Genomic DNA, 15,907 nt, shown 5'->3' on the forward strand with positions numbered 1-15,907 from the left:
TTCGTAAACTAACCACAGTGTAAACGAAATTTTCTGACATGAAAACGTTTACAAAATAAAGTTATTAACGTACTTTAGTGTCATTTTGTACATTAAGTTCATGAAGGAGGATAAGAAAGAGGTGGCTGCTGTTCTGCCACCCTTTATACGGGGTAATATTTCTTTTCAGGGCGGCCAACGATGCCGTAGACGACTTCTGTCCTAAGCTCATTGACCGACGACATGTATTCCAGGTAACGCCGTGCGGTAATTCTTGAGGCGCCTATGGCATTTCCGACTTCCTCGGCAGACATGCCCTGTTGTTGGGACTCCAGAACGGCTTTCACTTTTTTAAGAGTAATTTCATCGATTCCTTTCGGGTAGGCGGTTCCTTTTTTGCTCTGTTCCTGTTTGGATTTTTTGAAAATCTGGTCCACAATATCCTGGTTTACTGGACCGTTTACTGACAGAAGTGCATGCTTTTTGATAAAGCTCTGAATCACTTCTTCAAAGCGTTCCTGAGTGACAGGCTTGATTAAATAATTGTCCACTCCATAACCGAGCGCTTTCTCAAGGATTTCTTTGTCGGTGGCAGCGGTAATCATAATAATGGTGATTCCCTGAAAACGTTCGCGGATAAGAGGAAGTAGCTCCGATCCCAGCATATCCGGCAAATAGACATCAAGTAAAAGTAAATCAGGATTTGTGTCCTTCAGCAATTGAAGGGTGTTTTCTCCGGTCAGCGCCTTTCCCACAACACGAATTTCGCTGAACTTTTGTAAAAACTTTTCATGAATACCGGCAATTCGAAAATCATCTTCTGCGATGGCTGCCTTGATCAATTTCATCAGCTCCCCTGGTTGTTCTTTGGAAGGTACACTGTAAATATTGTGCCACTTTCCGGTTGGCTGTGTACCTCGATAATCCCGTTCAATTCTTTTACTGCTTTATCGGCGTTCGCGAGTCCAAATCCCCGCGGGTTGCTTCCTGTTTTCGAGGTATAGCCCCGGTTAAAAAGCTGAGGGATATCCTTTTCTTTGATGCCTGTGCCATTATCTTCAACCTCAAAAATGATATCGCTGCCAATATCGGTGACAAACAGCTTTACGCTTGGAGATTCCAACCCAGACACAGCGTCAAAGGCATTATCAATAATGTTTCCGAGGATGATAATCAGTTTGGACAGTTTGATATGCTGCGGCAGCACTTCCAATGTACTGTCTGTAGCGATTTCGAACTGGATCTTCTTTTCGGACGCTTTTCCGAGTTTACCCAAAAGAATGGCTTGTACTTTTGTATCTTGTATTTGCCTGAATACGACGGAATGCTGCAGCTGAAGAAGCTGGGTTTCATTTTTGATCATATCAATCGCCTCTTCATATTCGCCGAGCTGAAGAAGGCCATACAAAACATAAAGCTTATTCGTATATTCATGGGTTTGTGAACGCAGGTCATCAGAATACTGTTTTACTTCAGAAAGCGTATTGAGCATTTGTTCGATCTCGGTTTTGTCACGGAAAGAAGCTACAACCCCAGTAATTTCACCGCTTCTATTTCGGAGCGGCGTACAGTTCACGATCACTGTCTGGCCTTTCCAGTACATTTCCTTGTCAGGCTCCGGGTTGCCGCGCTTCATGACTTCATAAAGATATTCCGACGGAAAAAGCCCATCCACTTTCATGTTTCGTACAGAACCTTCAATGTTAAGAAGCCTCTTTGCCGGCTGGTTCATGTTGGTGATTCGCCCATCCTTTTTAATGGCGAGAATCCCTTCTTTTACCGAATGGTAGACCGCATTTTTTTCCTTGTAGAGAGCGGCAATCTCATAAGGCTCCAGCCCCATTGTATCTTTTCGGATGTCTCGGGATAACACGTAGCTCCCAATAATCGAAACGATGAGTGCAAGAAAGGACACGACCAGTCCTTTTTGCAGATTATTCGTAATCTGTTCGTTGATATCCTCCAATAAAAATCCTACCGATACAAGGCCAATAATCTCGCCTTGTTTGTTATATATCGGAGCTTTTCCCCTTAATGAAGGTCCAAGAGAACCTTTTGCTTTTGAAACGTAATATTTTCCCTTTAGCGCTCTGTTATTGTCGCCGCCCCTCATTTTCTTGCCGATCTCGGAGGGCACGGGATGGGAATACCGGATACCTTGCCGGTTTCCTACAACAATAAATTCCGCACCGGTCGATTTCCGGATTTTTTCTGCAAGGGGCTGTATCATTTTGGCCGGGTCATCTGAATCGAATGCCTCAATGACCGAGGGCATGAAGGAAATGGATTTTGCGAGTTCAAGGGCAAGCCTTCCCTTATTTTCTTCAATCTGATTGCTTTCTTTATAACTAAAATAGCCGGTCAGCAGGACGATCAAAAAGAATCCAAATAAGAGCACCAGCCCGAGAATTTTAATTTGCAGCGATAACTTTACGGCTTTCAGGCGGCATTCCTCCTTTGCATCTTTTACTATTACTATACGCCAACAGTCTTGCTGTCATCAAATGGAGTATTGAAGGGAAGTATGACTGCATGAAGCGGGTACGGGTACTGCATTACCCGGGGATGGTGGATTTACCGGAAGATTGCATATTGTGTAAAACAGGTGAGCCATCATAATCAGTACACATTAGAAAACCCGGCTCTCCTTAAAGAGCCGGGTTTTAAGATTACAGCTTAAATGAACTTTTCAGGGAAACGATACGGTTAAACACAAGCTTCTCGCTGTTCGTATGCTTAGGATCCACATTGAAATAGCCGTGGCGGAAGAACTGGAATTTGTCCTGTGGTTTGGCGTCTTTCATGTTTGGTTCGATAAAGCCTTGTTGGATGGTTAACGAATCTTCATTGACAAAATCGATGAACGTTTTGTCTTCACTTTCGTCAGCTGCCTTAAGGTCCTCATCACGAATCAATGGCTCATATAGACGGAACTCGGCAGGAAGAGCTTGTGTGGCTTCTACCCAATGCAGCGTTCCTTTAACTTTACGGCCAGTAAATCCAGTGCCGCTCTTCGTTTCCGGATCGTACGTGCAGCGCAGCTCCACCACTTCACCGTTTTCGTCCTTGATCACTTCTTCGCATTTAATGAAGTAAGCATGCTTCAAACGTACTTCATTGCCTGGGAAAAGGCGGAAATATTTCTTTGGCGGGTTCTCCATAAAGTCCTCGCGCTCCACGTAAATCTCACGGGAGAACGGAATTTGGCGAGTTCCCATCTCAGGGTTTTCCGGATTGATCTCCGCATCAAGCATTTCAACCTGTCCTTCCGGATAGTTGGTGATGACGACTTTTAGCGGATCCAGTACGCCCATGGTACGTGGTGCTTTCAACTTTAAATCTTCGCGTACAAAGTGTTCAAGCATGGCCTCATCTACTGCACCGGAGCCTTTCGAAACGCCTGTTGCTTGCACGAACTCACGAATCGCTTCAGGAGTATAACCCTTGCGGCGCAGTCCGGAAATGGTCGGCATGCGGGGATCATCCCAACCGTCCACATAACCTTCCTCAACCAGCTGTTTCAGTTTTCGTTTACTCATTACTGTATTTTCAATGTTCAAACGGCCGAACTCGATTTGCTGAGGCTTGCTTGACATTTCACACTCTTCTACAACCCAGTTATACAGCGGGCGCTGTTCTTCAAACTCGGTCGTACAAAGAGAATGCGTCACCCCTTCAATTGCATCTTCAATCGGATGGGCGAATGCATACATCGGGTAAATGCACCACTTGTCCCCTGTATTATGATGAGTGGCATGGGATACACGGTAGATAACAGGGTCCCTCATATTGATGTTGCCCGACGACATATCTATCTTGGCGCGGAGCACCTTTTCACCGTTTTGGAATTCACCCTTGCGCATGCGATCGAACAGGTCAAGGTTTTCTTCGACTGCACGGTTGCGGTACGGACTGTCTTTTCCAGGTTCAGTCAATGTGCCGCGGTATTCTCGGATTTCCTCGATGGAAAGGTCATCCACATATGCTTTTCCTTTTTTAATTAATCGGACGGCGCGGTTGTACATTTCCTCGAAATAATCGGAGGCATAGCGGAGGTTCTCCCATTCGTAGCCGAGCCATGTGACGTCGTTTTTAATGGAGTCCACATACTCCTGGTCTTCTTTTAAAGGGTTTGTATCGTCAAAACGAAGGTTGGTTTGTCCGTTGAACTCATCTGCGATTCCAAAATTGATTACAATGGATTTGGCGTGCCCGATATGCAGGTAGCCGTTCGGTTCCGGAGGGAATCGGGTAACAACGGTATCGCGTTTTCCGGACTCCAGATCCTCTTTAATGATGCTTCTTATAAAATTAGAGTTTTCTTCCATCCCGTATCAGCCTTTCTATTAACATTTCTATCCGTACATTATATCACTCACAGCAAGGAAACAAAATTCCCCTTGGTTACCTTAGCTATTATAAACAAAAAAACAGTTTAACTCCTCATCCATTCTATGTTTTTTTATAATTTTTGAAAAAACTTTAAGTGAAAGCAGGAAAAATGAAATGGAAGAAATACGCTAGACGGTACATATAGAATGAGGTAAAATATTTTCAGAATATTGATTTTATTTACAATATTTAAATATTGTAGAGGGTGTTCTTTTTTATAAAAAAAGAGGGGGATGGAAACATGAAGAAGAGGAAATTGGCAGGTATCTTACTTTCTCTATCATTATCCGCAGGAGTGATGGCGGGCTGCGGTGCGGCATCGACAGGAGGTTCTGGGGGCAAGGAGACTATCAAAGTAGGAGCCAACCTTGAACTATCAGGTGGCGTAGCGTCCTATGGACAGTCGATTGCCGAAGGGCTTCAGCTTGGATTGGACGAGCTGAACAAAAAGGGAATTGACGGAAAGAAAATTAAACTGGTCAAAGTAGATAATAAATCAGAAGCTGCAGAAGCAACAAGCGGATCGCTTAAACTCGTCAGCCAGGATAAGGTGGCGGCTGTGATCGGGGCTGCGACCAGCACCAATACACTTGCACAGGTGCAAATTGCCCAGGGCAACAAAGTACCTTTAATCACACCGACAGGAACGAACCCGGAAATTACAAATAAAGGCGGCAAGGTTAATGATTATGTCTTCCGGACTTGCTTTATTGATCCGTTCCAGGGAACAGTGGCTGCAAACTTTGCGACAGACAAGCTGAAAACGAAAAAAGCGGCTGTCTTTATTGACAGTGCGAGCGACTATTCCAAGGGGCTTGCGTCCGCGTTCAAATCTGCTTATAAGAAAAATGGCGGATCCATTGTGGCCGAGGAAGCCTATGTGGCAAAAGATACTGATTTCCGTGCTACGCTTACACGTCTGAAAGCAGCCAAGCCAGATTTCATCTTCCTGCCTGGCTATTATGAAGAAGTCGGCTTGATCATCAAGCAAGCGCGTGAAATCGGCATTGAGGCTCCGTTCATGGGCGGAGATGGCTGGGATTCTCCGAAACTTGTAGAAATTGCCGGTCCAAAAGCGCTGAACAATACGTATATCACCAACCACTATTCTTCAGGAGATCCGGATAAGAAGATCCAGGATTTCGTCAGTGCTTATAAGAAAAAATACAAAGGGAAATCACCGGATGCCTTTAGTGCATTAGGTTATGATACGGCATATTACCTAGCGGACGCCATTAAGCGTTCTGGTGATGCAAGCCCTGAAAAAATCGCAAAAGCACTGGCCAAAACAAAAGACCTGTCTCTTGTTTCCGGAAAACTGACGCTGGATAAAAACCACGATCCGATCAAATCGGCATCCATTCTTGAGTACAAAGACGGCAAGCAGGAGTTTAATACAAAAATCAATCCATAAGAGCAAGTTGGAATAGGGGGCTCCGTCCCCCTATTCTCCGTTTTAAGCTTTTATTCAATAAAGTGCTGCAAGTGTGCAGTGCGAAAAAATATGATTTCTCAAGGAGAGACTGAGATGGAATTGATTCAACAGCTGGTGAACGGAATCTCACTTGGCAGTATTTACGCCCTGATTGCCTTGGGTTATACAATGGTTTATGGAATTGTCAAGCTTATCAATTTTGCGCACGGCGACGTGTTTATGGTTGGTTCATTTGTTGGCTTTTATTCGATTACAGTGCTGCATCTGCCATTCCTGGTTTCATTGATTCTTTCCATGGCCGCTTGCGCCGTATTTGGCGTGCTGATTGAGCGCATCGCCTACAAACCGCTGCGCAATGCGACAAGGATAGCTGCACTCATCACAGCAATCGGGGTTTCGCTCTTAATTGAATACGGATTTATCTATGTGCGCGGCGCGCAGCCGGAAGCGTATCCGGGAGATGTGCTTCCAGAGCATGCGATTCAAATTTTTGGAGCTAAGATTAACAGCCAGTCGCTTTTAATTCTTGGTGTATCTGTTGCCCTGATGATTATTCTTCAATTTATTGTACATAAAACAAAAATCGGGAAAGCGATGCGTGCGGTATCTTTCGATGCAGAGGCTGCACGGCTGATGGGCATCAATGTGGACCGCACCATTTCCGCCACCTTTGCTATCGGATCGGCACTTGCCGGTGCTGCAGGCGTTGTTTTCGGAGTTTACTATATTAAGATCGAGCCTCTAATGGGTGTTATTCCTGGTCTTAAAGCCTTCGTTGCAGCGGTGCTTGGAGGCATTGGCATCATTCCTGGGGCGATGGTAGGAGGATTGCTCCTTGGTGTCATTGAATCACTGGTCAGTGCTTTTGGATATTCCTTATGGCGTGACGGTGCAGCCTTTATTGTTCTTATTTTAATTCTTATATTTCTTCCTTCGGGACTATTTGGTAAGTACAAAAGAGAAAAGGTATAGGAGGGGACAGGAATGGCGGTTTTTAAACAGGCAAAATTCTTTTGGTCATCGATCGTTATCTCTCTCGTACTCTTTGCCGTTGTACAGATTTTGATAACTGGTGGGATGCTGAACCTTTTTTATGTAAATACACTTGTCTTTATTGCCATTAATATCATGCTTGCCGTTTCGCTGCATTTGATTATTGGCATTACCGGGCAGTTTTCGATCGGACATGCGGGCTTTCTTGCGGTAGGAGCGTATGCCTCCGGAATCATTACGATGAAGCTGGAAATGCCGTTCATTTCAGCTCTGATCATCGGCGGCATTGTGGCTGCAATCGCGGGTTTCATTATCGGTTTTCCGTCCTTGAGGCTAAAGGGAGATTATCTGGCCATTGCGACCCTTGGATTCGGAGAAATTGTCCGCATCTTGTTTTTAAACTTGGATTATGTCGGCGGGGCAAGTGGAATGCAAGTTAATCATCTGACCACATGGCCTTGGGTATTCGGCTGCATGCTTGTTGCGATCCTGGTCATTGTCAACTTCACCAACTCTACCCATGGGAGGGCGTGCATCTCCATCAGGGAGGATGAAACCGCAGCGGACGCGATGGGGATCAATACCACTTATTATAAAGTAACTGCTTTTGTGATTGGTGCTTTTTTCGCCGGTGTGGCCGGAGGATTGTATGCGCACAATTTCTATATCATTCAGCCGTCCAACTTCGGCTTCTTGAAGTCATTTGATATTTTGATATTTGTTGTGCTTGGCGGGCTGGGTTCTCTGTCAGGATCGGTCATTGCCGCCATTCTGTTAACTGTCATCTCTACATTTCTTCAGGATTATCCTGAAACGAGGATGATCATTTACAGCCTTGTTCTGATTGTTGTAATGCTGTACCGTCCTCAAGGCTTGATGGGAACGAAAGAGATCACCTCTGTTTTCAGCAGAGGCCAGAAATTAAAAGGAGGGAAGAAGGATGGAAAAGGACAAACCGTTGCTTAAAGTGGAAAACGTCGGAATACGCTTCGGGGGCCTGCGGGCAGTCTCGAATGTAAACATTGAACTGTATTCCGGCGAGATGGCGGGCTTAATCGGGCCGAACGGTGCGGGTAAAACCACCTTCTTTAATATGCTGACAGGGGTGTATGTGCCGACGGAAGGACAGATCGTTCTGAATGGGAAACAGCTGAATAATCTGTCTCCGTATAAGATTACGCGAAATGGCATTAGCCGTACGTTCCAAAACATCCGTTTATTCGGTGAGCTTTCCGTGATCGATAATGTCAAAGTAGCTTATCATTCTCAGGCAAAGCATACGCTGTTCAGTTCCATCCTTCGTCTGCCGTCCCATTTTGCGGGTGAGCGTGAAATGGAAGAGAGGGCAACGGAATTTTTAAAGATTTTCAGCCTCGACAGGTTCAAGAACGAGAAAGCCAAAAACCTGCCGTATGGACAACAAAGGCGGCTTGAAATCGCGCGGGCGCTTGCGGCGAATCCAAAGCTTCTGCTGCTTGATGAACCGGCCGCCGGAATGAATCCGCACGAAACGAGAGAGCTCATGAACCTGATTGCTCTTATCCGGGAGCGGTTTGATCTTACGGTTCTTTTGATTGAGCATGACATGCCACTTGTCATGGGGGTGTGTGAACGCATCTTCGTTCTTGATCACGGACAGCTGATCGCAGAAGGCACGCCTGCTGAAATCAAGAACAATCCGAAAGTCATTGAGGCGTATCTGGGCGAGGAGGTTTCGTAATGCTGAAAGTGGAAAACATTAATGTATACTACGGTAATATTCAGGCGCTCAGCGGCATTTCCCTTGATATTCAAGAGGGGGAGATCGTGACCTTAATTGGGGCGAACGGAGCTGGAAAGAGCACGTTGCTGAAAACCGTTTCCGGTCTGTTAAAGCCAAAACAGGGTAAGATCATATATGAAGGCAAACCCATTAACGGAAAAGCCGTACAAACCATCGTAAAGCAGGGGATTTCCCATGTGCCCGAGGGAAGAAGAGTATTTGCCAACATGACTGTGGAAGAGAACCTGCAGCTCGGAGCTTTCCTTCGCAAGGATAAAGAAGGGATCAAGCAGGATCTTGAACGGGTATACGAGCTGTTTCCGCGTCTTCTGGAGCGGCTGAAACAACAGGCAGGAACGCTGTCAGGGGGGGAGCAGCAGATGCTCGCCATGGGCCGTGCCTTAATGGCAAAGCCGCGATTGCTGCTGCTTGATGAGCCATCGATGGGGCTTGCACCTCTCCTGGTCAAAACCATCTTCCGAATCATTGAAGAAATCAACAAAGCGGGAACCACGATTCTCCTGGTGGAGCAAAATGCGAATTTGGCACTTTCCATCGCTAACCGGGCATACGTCGTGGAGACTGGCAGGATTGTCCTTTCTGGTGATGCGGCAGAGCTGACGTCAAGCGAGCAAGTGAAAATGGCATATCTGGGTGGTCATTAGGCCATTTATTGGACAAACCGGTTCCTTGTGAACCGGTTTTATCGTACTTCCCGGCAACAGGAGGGGGGAAACCTTACCCCCTTTTCTTGTGCGGCATGCAATTGTAACGTTATAATTCACAAAAAAGCTCTTTTGGCGGAGAGGAGGACAAAATGAAGTATTGGTTATACCGGCTGGCGGCATCGGACCCGGGCAGGAAACGGCTCCGTACGGCGAGTAAAGTGACACTGAGTGTAATCAGCTCAGTAGGGGTTATGCTGTCGTTCGTTTTAAACGCTGGCGGCCAGGTTACCGCTGCGATTTTTGCAGGAGTAATCGGAATGATGGGGATTCTGGTGGTGAACGATGATACCGAAAAAGAGAAGAAGGCAACGACACTGCTAATTGGAATCTCCAGTGCGTTCTCTGTTACTTTTGGCTCCTTACTGGCAAAATGGGGCTTTGCAGCTGACTTTTTTCTTCTGTTAGTCGTTTTCCTTGCACTGTATCTTCAGCGGTTTGGCAGCCGGTACTTTTCCATTTGCATGATCGCTTTTATGTCCTTTTACTTTGTCACCCTATTAAAGGTCGGCTTTCCCCAGGTTCCATCGCTTCTGTTATCGATCCTGACGGGAATCACCTTTGCCTATTTATATAATTTCATTCTGATTAGGGACAAGCCGGATGAAGTGCTGAAACGGTCGATGGACTCCTTTCATATTCAGGCCAATTTAACACTTTACCTTGTCAGTGATATTGTCAGGGATATCAATCTTGAAAAGAAGAGACTCGCCAATTTGGACCGCAATGTACAAAAGCTTGGAGATTACGCACGGGTAGTATCCAATGAGCTGGGTTCTACCGATCCTGGATGCATTTGGCCGGGACTGAGTACAAATCAAATGCGTTTGTATATATTTGATACCGCCATGCTGATGGAAACGCTGTCTCCGACCATCCGCCGGTTAAAAGAACACAATGCGCTCCAAAACAAAGCTATTCGTGCCGCGCTATTGCAGGTCATTCAATCCATCCGTGAGGCAGAAGTTCTCAATACCAATCAGATGCATCACCTGGAAAATGCAGCAGCGAGTGTGCAGTCACTGCGCAGTCTGCTCAGAACACTTAAGCCGGATGAAACGAACCGGGAATGGCTATATCTGATACGCAGGCTGGAGTCGATTGCCAACCATATTATTGATGGTGCATTCGAGCTTCAGCAGTCTCTGCAGAAAGAGAATAAACAAAACAATCCGGATGCGGTCAAAGAGGATGATAATGAAGAGGAAAAGAAAAATGAAGAAGAGACAGGAATTCGGCCGACAACAAAAAAAGCGATCCAGGCCGTCATCGCTGGAGGGTTAGCCATTTTGGCCGGGCATCTGTATTCACCTGCACATCAATATTGGATACTGCTTTCGTGCTTTGTTGTCCTTCTTGGGACTGAAACGGTGGGACGTACACTTGTTAAGGCCCTGCAGCGGAGCGTGGGTACCTTTTTGGGAGCGATTGCCGGCTTTTTGATTGCCCTTTTCTTAACAGGCATACAAGATGTTATCGTCCTTTTCTTTTGTGTTTTCATGGCCTTTTATTTGCTTCCTGTTTCGTACACGTTGATGATGTTCTGGATTACGATGCTGTTGGCATTGATGTACGATATCCTTCTTGGAGGCATTACCGAACAGGTGATGGCTGCCCGTGTGAGCGATACCATCGCAGGAGTGGGACTGGGTTTTATTGTATCAGCCCTTATTTTTCCACAGAAAACGAGAGATAAAGTCACTACCTCAACCACCGATTACCTAGATGCATTAAAAGAGTATGTGAACCGCTATATCGATCGTTTTAACAAAGAACATACTGACTATAACCTGGCAGATCACGCCCTGGAGCTTGATCAGCTGCTTCAGACCCTGATTACAGATGCAAGTCCGTTGTACAGGGGATGGTTCGGCCGTACCGGTCTTCAACAGCAATTAACCGTTTTAACGGCAACGAACTTCTATGCCAAGCAGCTTGTGGCTTCTTCAACAAGAAAGAGCCAGCTCAATACGAACAGCAAGTTTGGAGAGCTGCTGGATCATGTTCAACGCTCGCTGTCTGGCAATATCGAAGCGCTCAGCTCAGCCGTCAAAGGGGAAAGCCAGGTTCGTATTGTCGATTTGGAAAAAGAGCGCGAGCAGCTCGAACGAATTCCCGAAGAGTCCAAATCCAGCGAACAGGATATGATTAATCATCTTCGTCTTCTTCATAACATCCACTATGTTTGGAGAATTAATGAGTCGATCGTTTATTTAGCCAAACAGCTTGGGGCAGAATCTGAAAAAAGTGATCAAAACGCAGCGGGGGAGCGCGGGGCTGCACAATTGTAACAGGTCTTCGGGCCGGAACCCTGTTCAGGGGGATACTTACCGTTGCAGTATTGGCATGTCCGATACTGCTTTTTTCGCGCACGGATGGTTGCCACCAGCGTGTTTAGAATTCTTTCCTGGCGTTCTTTTGCAGTTTAAGATTCCAGGACATGCCACTCAATCAGATAGCGTTCAACAGGAACAGGTGGTGAATCGGCAGGATTTTCAGAAACGCAATAATAACCGATTCTAAGGCCTTCCTCTTTTCGGCAAATAAAAAAAGTCGGGTTTTGTTCACAAAACCCTTCAATGGTAAACAAAAAAACATTCCCTTCCGCCGGCTGCTCCAACGTGTCTATTTGCTCCCGCTGCATGAGGCGGGACAGCCAGCGGACAGCCTGCGCCTTGGAAGATTTCATACGCACGATCCTCTCTTTTATATTTTTTACTAGAATGAAAGAACTAGATAGTTATCAAGAAATTTCGACATATTGTGCTAAAGTTCCTTTGTTTTTGAAAAGTTGACCTCACTTTATTTTTAAGGGATTTTTAAAACTGAAGGAAGGGAGTCAAAAGATTTTAAAGAAAAATAAAGTAATACATAGTAAAAGGAGTCTTGTTATGAATATTATCGATTTTCATTGTGATGCATTGTTAAAATTATATGAATCAAATGGCACGTTAAGCTTCGCCTCTGCACCTGAACTGGAAACAAACAAAGAGAGGCTGAAGCAGGGAAAGGTGAAAATCCAATGCTTTGCCATTTTCATTGAGCCTGAAATTCCTTCTGATCAAAAATACCAGGCGGCACTGGGGCAGGTCGATTTGTTTTACAGTGAGGTATTAAGGAAAAATCCGGAGATGAAACATATTCGCAGCTGGGAAGAATTTGATCATCTTAAGGATGGAGAAATCGGGGCGATGCTTACGCTTGAAGGCGTTGATGCCATTGGCAATGACCTGTCCAAACTGCATATCCTCCATCAGTTGGGCGTAATGTCAGTGGGGTTAACCTGGAATACAGCGAACCTGGCGGCTGACGGGGCTGGTGAGCCGCGGGGAGGCGGCTTAACACTGTTTGGGAGGGATGTCGTCCGGTTCCTCAATCAGCATCAAATGTTAACCGATGTTTCCCACTTAAGTGAGATGGCTTTTTGGGATGTTATGGAGACTGCAGACTATCCTTTTGCGAGCCACTCCAATTCCAAAGAACTTTGTAATCATCCTCGTAATCTGACGGATGACCAGGCAACATCCATGTTTGAAAGGGGCGGCACGATCCACATGGTGTATAATCCGCCGTTTATTAACACAGATCAGTATACAGCCACCATATCTGATTTGATCAGGCATATTGACCGTTTCTGTTCACTTGGCGGCGTTAATCAGATTGGGCTTGGTTCGGATTTCGATGGAATATCCACGTTTATTACCGATTTGGAGAACGCCGCGAAAAGTCAAAATCTGATAAACGAACTGTTAAAGCATTACAGTGAGGAGCAGGTGCGAGGGTTTGCGTTCGACAACTTTATGAATCACCGTCCGCCTTTAAGACAAGCACGAAAATAGGTCCATGCAGGAAATAGATACTGCGTAAACGAAATGGTAGGAGAACGAATCCTTAAAATGGAAGGTGATTCTATGGAAGAACGTGCAGTGCAGTATCCGGTCCTGAAAGAAGGGAAGCCGTTTTATTTTGAGGGGAGCCAGGTGGGAATCCTGGTGATTCATGGGTTCACCGGGTCCACTCAGAGCATGCGTCCATTAGGCGAGGCATATGCAGAAAAAGGGTATACGGTCTGCGGTCCAAGACTGAAGGGACATGGGACACACTATGAAGATATGGAACAGACGACATACCAGGACTGGATTGCTTCAGTTGAAGAAGGGTATGCCTGGTTACAGGAGCGATGTGACACCGTTTTTGTGACCGGACTGTCGATGGGGGGGACGCTGACCCTTTATCTTGCTGAAAAATATCCCGACATAAAGGGGATTATTCCCATCAATGCGGCAGTGGATATCCCCAGTATGGAAGAGATGAATACCGCGAAGGAACCACGGTTTCTCGATGCCATCGGCTCGGATATTAAAAAACCGGATGTAAAGGAACTTTCATATGAACGAACACCGCTACAGTCGGTTAAGGAAATATTGAAGCTGATGGATGAGGTCAGAAACAGGCTGGATCGTGTAACATGTCCGGCATTCATTTTTGTTTCGGAAACCGATCACGTGGTTCCGCCGCTGAATTCCCAGCTGATTCTGGAACAAATTTCTTCGAAAGAAAAGACGTTGCAGTATATGTCCGAAAGCTATCACGTCGCAACCCTTGATTATGATCAAGGAATGATTATTGAAAAAACGCTGAAATTTCTGGAAAAACAGTTATCCTAAAAGACAGGAAGGATCGTGCAGGCATGCACGGTCTTTTTTTTAGAGCTTAAGCATCTGGAGAGAGAAGCTGGGCGGTTAGGCCTATTAAATCCGCATTGATAATCTTGCTCTATCATTCTATTTTTCTAAGTATTGGAAATGGGGGAAGTAGCAAACTATCACCGAAAGAAATTTATGAGTATCTGTTCGTAAACAGCAGGCTGCTCAGTGATGCAGAAGAGGGTTTCGTTTATCCGGGAAGACCAAGGCACCCCATCGGGAATCCCGATGCTATCGGAAGCGTGGTTTATATGAACTGTTACCTAGCTTATATATTCACACGCAGGGCTGGACAGATATGTCAGGATTCTCTTAGACAGATGCCTGTTTCCAAAGGACATTCAAGAGCAAAGAAGAGAAGCGTGAGATAGGATATTTAATCATAAAAAACAAAGGAAAAGGCTAAAAAAAAGGCCAAAAGGGGGAACAGTAAGTATTAGAATCAAAAAGGGATGGCTAAAAGAAGAAGCACGCAAGATGATATCGTTGCGAAGAGCCATGAATGACAAGCTGATTGAACACATATCTTTAGACAGCGGCAGCAACTGTTAAACATTGGAGGGGACGTTAAAGTGCTTACTTTAATCAAAAATGGTGAAGTTTACAGCCCGAACCACATCGGGCATAAGGATATTCTTCTCACGGGCAGCAAGATTGGATATATACGGAAACAGATTGATGTGCCGGAGGGTTTTGTTCCCATTCAGGAAATCGATGCAACGGATAAACTGATCGTTCCTGGCTTTATTGACTCACATGTTCATCTTACTGGAGGAGGAGGAGAAGGCGGATTCAGGACCCGTACACCTGAGCTGATGCTTACTGATGCAACCATGTCAGGAATTACGACAATGGTCGGACTTCTTGGCACAGACGGAACGACAAGAACATTGGAGAACCTTTTGGCTAAAGCTCACGCGTTGGAGGAAGAAGGGATCACAACATTTATTCATTCAGGTTCGTATCAGCTTCCCGTCCGGACCATTACCGGGAAAATAGAAGAGGATATCATTTTTATTGAAAAAATTATCGGTGTTGGGGAAATTGCCATTTCAGACCATCGTTCATCCGTGCCAACCTATGAGGAATTGGTCAAAATCGCAACCGCTGCCCGTAATGGTGGCTTGTTAACAGGAAAGGCGGGTATTTTGGAGGTTCATATCGGAAGTGGAGAATCAAGGCTGCAACCGATTGAGGAAGTGATTGAACGTACGAATATTCCCATTATGCATTTTCATCTTACTCATATTAACCGTACAGAAGATTTATTTCATGACGGTGTAAGATATGCTAAACGCGGAGGATTTGTCGATTTCACAACAAGTACCATTCCGAAATTTCTTGAAGAAGGGGAAGTGAAATGCAGTAAAGGGTTGAAGGTCATGCTGGATCAAGGAGTTCCGATTGGCAATATTACGTTTTCATCCGATGGCCAGGCAAGTCTGCCTATATTTAATGATGACGGAGAATTCAAAGGTTTGCAGGTTGGGAAAGTATCCTCGCTGTTTGAGGAAGTTAAAGATGCTGTGTTAAAGGAAGGAGTTACTCTCGAAGACGCTTTAAAAGTTATCACCTGTAACCCTTCCCAAGTGCTGAAGCTGAACAACAAAGGATATGTTCACGAAAAGAAAGATGCAGATCTTGTCCTGTTAAAGAAAGATACCTTGGAAATTGATACGGTTATTGCAAAAGGAAGAATTATGGTTAAAGAGGGAGTCCCTGTTATAAAGGGAACGTTTCAATAAAGTATTAGCAGAAAGAAGAAAGGGTTCTGTCGGGAAAACCTGACAGAACCCTTAATATTTCCCTGAAACCTCGATTATTCCCTCGGAAATAATCGAAATCCAGCAAAATATTTCCTGGTATGACTAAATAATACTTAATCTAGTTTACCTGGTATGGACATTTGTTCTCT

General features: G+C 45.3%; 13 protein-coding genes. 9 read left to right on the forward strand and 4 right to left on the reverse strand.

Going from position 1 to position 15,907, the window contains the following annotated elements; all coding sequences use genetic code 11:
• Positions 1-143: 143 nt before the first annotated feature.
• From BLT53_RS18655 to BLT53_RS18665, 3 genes are all read right to left on the reverse strand, one after another.
• The gene (locus BLT53_RS18655) at positions 144-827 is read right to left on the reverse strand and encodes a response regulator (protein ID WP_090237326.1); all 684 of its coding nucleotides are present in this window, start codon (positions 825-827) and stop codon (positions 144-146) included.
• Positions 827-2,422, reverse strand: a complete 1,596-nt coding sequence (locus BLT53_RS18660; protein ID WP_090237328.1) for an ATP-binding protein — start codon at positions 2,420-2,422, stop codon at positions 827-829. Before BLT53_RS18660 ends, BLT53_RS18655 begins: the two co-directional genes overlap by 1 nt.
• A 226-nt stretch (positions 2,423-2,648) precedes the next feature.
• Positions 2,649-4,307, reverse strand: coding sequence for a glutamine--tRNA ligase/YqeY domain fusion protein (locus BLT53_RS18665; RefSeq protein ID WP_090237329.1), 1,659 nt, complete (start codon positions 4,305-4,307; stop codon positions 2,649-2,651).
• A gap of 305 nt (positions 4,308-4,612) precedes the next feature.
• On the opposite strand from BLT53_RS18665, the gene BLT53_RS18670 reads away from it, so the two are divergent.
• The 6 genes from BLT53_RS18670 (at position 4,613) to BLT53_RS18695 (ending at position 11,577) form a co-directional block, all read left to right on the forward strand.
• Entirely contained in the window at positions 4,613-5,785 is a 1,173-nt protein-coding gene (locus BLT53_RS18670; RefSeq protein WP_090237331.1) for an ABC transporter substrate-binding protein, read from the forward strand.
• Between the two features lie 114 nt (positions 5,786-5,899).
• Positions 5,900-6,778 carry a branched-chain amino acid ABC transporter permease gene (locus BLT53_RS18675; RefSeq protein WP_090237332.1) on the forward strand — a complete coding sequence of 293 codons (879 nt, stop codon included), beginning with the start codon at positions 5,900-5,902 and terminating at the stop codon, positions 6,776-6,778.
• A gap of 12 nt (positions 6,779-6,790) precedes the next feature.
• A complete protein-coding gene (locus tag BLT53_RS18680) occupies positions 6,791-7,765 on the forward strand; it encodes a branched-chain amino acid ABC transporter permease (protein WP_090237333.1) in 975 nt (324 codons plus the stop codon).
• Positions 7,740-8,519, forward strand: coding sequence for an ABC transporter ATP-binding protein (locus tag BLT53_RS18685; protein ID WP_090237335.1), 780 nt, complete (start codon positions 7,740-7,742; stop codon positions 8,517-8,519). Before BLT53_RS18680 ends, BLT53_RS18685 begins: the two co-directional genes overlap by 26 nt.
• Positions 8,519-9,226 (forward strand): ABC transporter ATP-binding protein, encoded by a 708-nt coding sequence (locus tag BLT53_RS18690; RefSeq protein ID WP_090237337.1) that lies wholly within the window; start codon positions 8,519-8,521, stop codon positions 9,224-9,226. The genes BLT53_RS18685 and BLT53_RS18690 overlap by 1 nt, the downstream gene beginning before the upstream one ends.
• A 152-nt stretch (positions 9,227-9,378) precedes the next feature.
• Complete coding sequence (locus BLT53_RS18695; RefSeq protein WP_090237338.1) at positions 9,379-11,577, forward strand: FUSC family protein; 2,199 nt, start codon at positions 9,379-9,381, stop codon at positions 11,575-11,577.
• 134 nt (positions 11,578-11,711) lie between these two features.
• Here the strand turns inward: BLT53_RS18695 and BLT53_RS18700 are convergent, their stop codons facing one another.
• The gene (locus BLT53_RS18700; RefSeq protein ID WP_090237340.1) at positions 11,712-11,975 is read right to left on the reverse strand and encodes a hypothetical protein; all 264 of its coding nucleotides are present in this window, start codon (positions 11,973-11,975) and stop codon (positions 11,712-11,714) included.
• Between the two features lie 202 nt (positions 11,976-12,177).
• On the opposite strand from BLT53_RS18700, the gene BLT53_RS18705 reads away from it, so the two are divergent.
• From BLT53_RS18705 to iadA, 3 genes are all read left to right on the forward strand, one after another.
• Positions 12,178-13,125, forward strand: coding sequence for a dipeptidase (locus tag BLT53_RS18705; RefSeq protein ID WP_090237342.1), 948 nt, complete (start codon positions 12,178-12,180; stop codon positions 13,123-13,125).
• 72 nt (positions 13,126-13,197) lie between these two features.
• The gene (locus BLT53_RS18710; RefSeq protein WP_090237562.1) at positions 13,198-13,953 is read left to right on the forward strand and encodes an alpha/beta hydrolase; all 756 of its coding nucleotides are present in this window, start codon (positions 13,198-13,200) and stop codon (positions 13,951-13,953) included.
• Positions 13,954-14,564: 611 nt separating this feature from the next.
• On the forward strand, positions 14,565-15,737 hold the full coding sequence (iadA, locus tag BLT53_RS18715; RefSeq protein WP_090237343.1) for a beta-aspartyl-peptidase: 1,173 nt from the start codon (positions 14,565-14,567) through the stop codon (positions 15,735-15,737).
• Positions 15,738-15,907: the final 170 nt, after the last annotated feature.

The organism is Fictibacillus solisalsi (assembly GCF_900103485.1).
GTDB lineage: Bacteria > Bacillota > Bacilli > Bacillales > Fictibacillaceae > Fictibacillus_C > Fictibacillus_C solisalsi.

What these genes read in the sequence shown, in the direction of transcription:
- BLT53_RS18655 (WP_090237326.1), bottom strand. Translation starts at nt 827, where the DNA reads ATGAAATTGATCAAGGCAGCCATCGCAGAAGATGATTTTCGAATTGCC.
- BLT53_RS18665 (WP_090237329.1), bottom strand. Translation starts at nt 4,307, where the DNA reads ATGGAAGAAAACTCTAATTTTATAAGAAGCATCATTAAAGAGGATCTG.
- BLT53_RS18670 (WP_090237331.1), top strand. Translation starts at nt 4,613, where the DNA reads ATGAAGAAGAGGAAATTGGCAGGTATCTTACTTTCTCTATCATTATCC.
- BLT53_RS18675 (WP_090237332.1), top strand. Translation starts at nt 5,900, where the DNA reads ATGGAATTGATTCAACAGCTGGTGAACGGAATCTCACTTGGCAGTATT.
- BLT53_RS18680 (WP_090237333.1), top strand. Translation starts at nt 6,791, where the DNA reads ATGGCGGTTTTTAAACAGGCAAAATTCTTTTGGTCATCGATCGTTATC.
- BLT53_RS18685 (WP_090237335.1), top strand. Translation starts at nt 7,740, where the DNA reads ATGGAAAAGGACAAACCGTTGCTTAAAGTGGAAAACGTCGGAATACGC.
- BLT53_RS18690 (WP_090237337.1), top strand. Translation starts at nt 8,519, where the DNA reads ATGCTGAAAGTGGAAAACATTAATGTATACTACGGTAATATTCAGGCG.
- BLT53_RS18695 (WP_090237338.1), top strand. Translation starts at nt 9,379, where the DNA reads ATGAAGTATTGGTTATACCGGCTGGCGGCATCGGACCCGGGCAGGAAA.
- BLT53_RS18700 (WP_090237340.1), bottom strand. Translation starts at nt 11,975, where the DNA reads ATGAAATCTTCCAAGGCGCAGGCTGTCCGCTGGCTGTCCCGCCTCATG.
- BLT53_RS18705 (WP_090237342.1), top strand. Translation starts at nt 12,178, where the DNA reads ATGAATATTATCGATTTTCATTGTGATGCATTGTTAAAATTATATGAA.
- BLT53_RS18710 (WP_090237562.1), top strand. Translation starts at nt 13,198, where the DNA reads ATGGAAGAACGTGCAGTGCAGTATCCGGTCCTGAAAGAAGGGAAGCCG.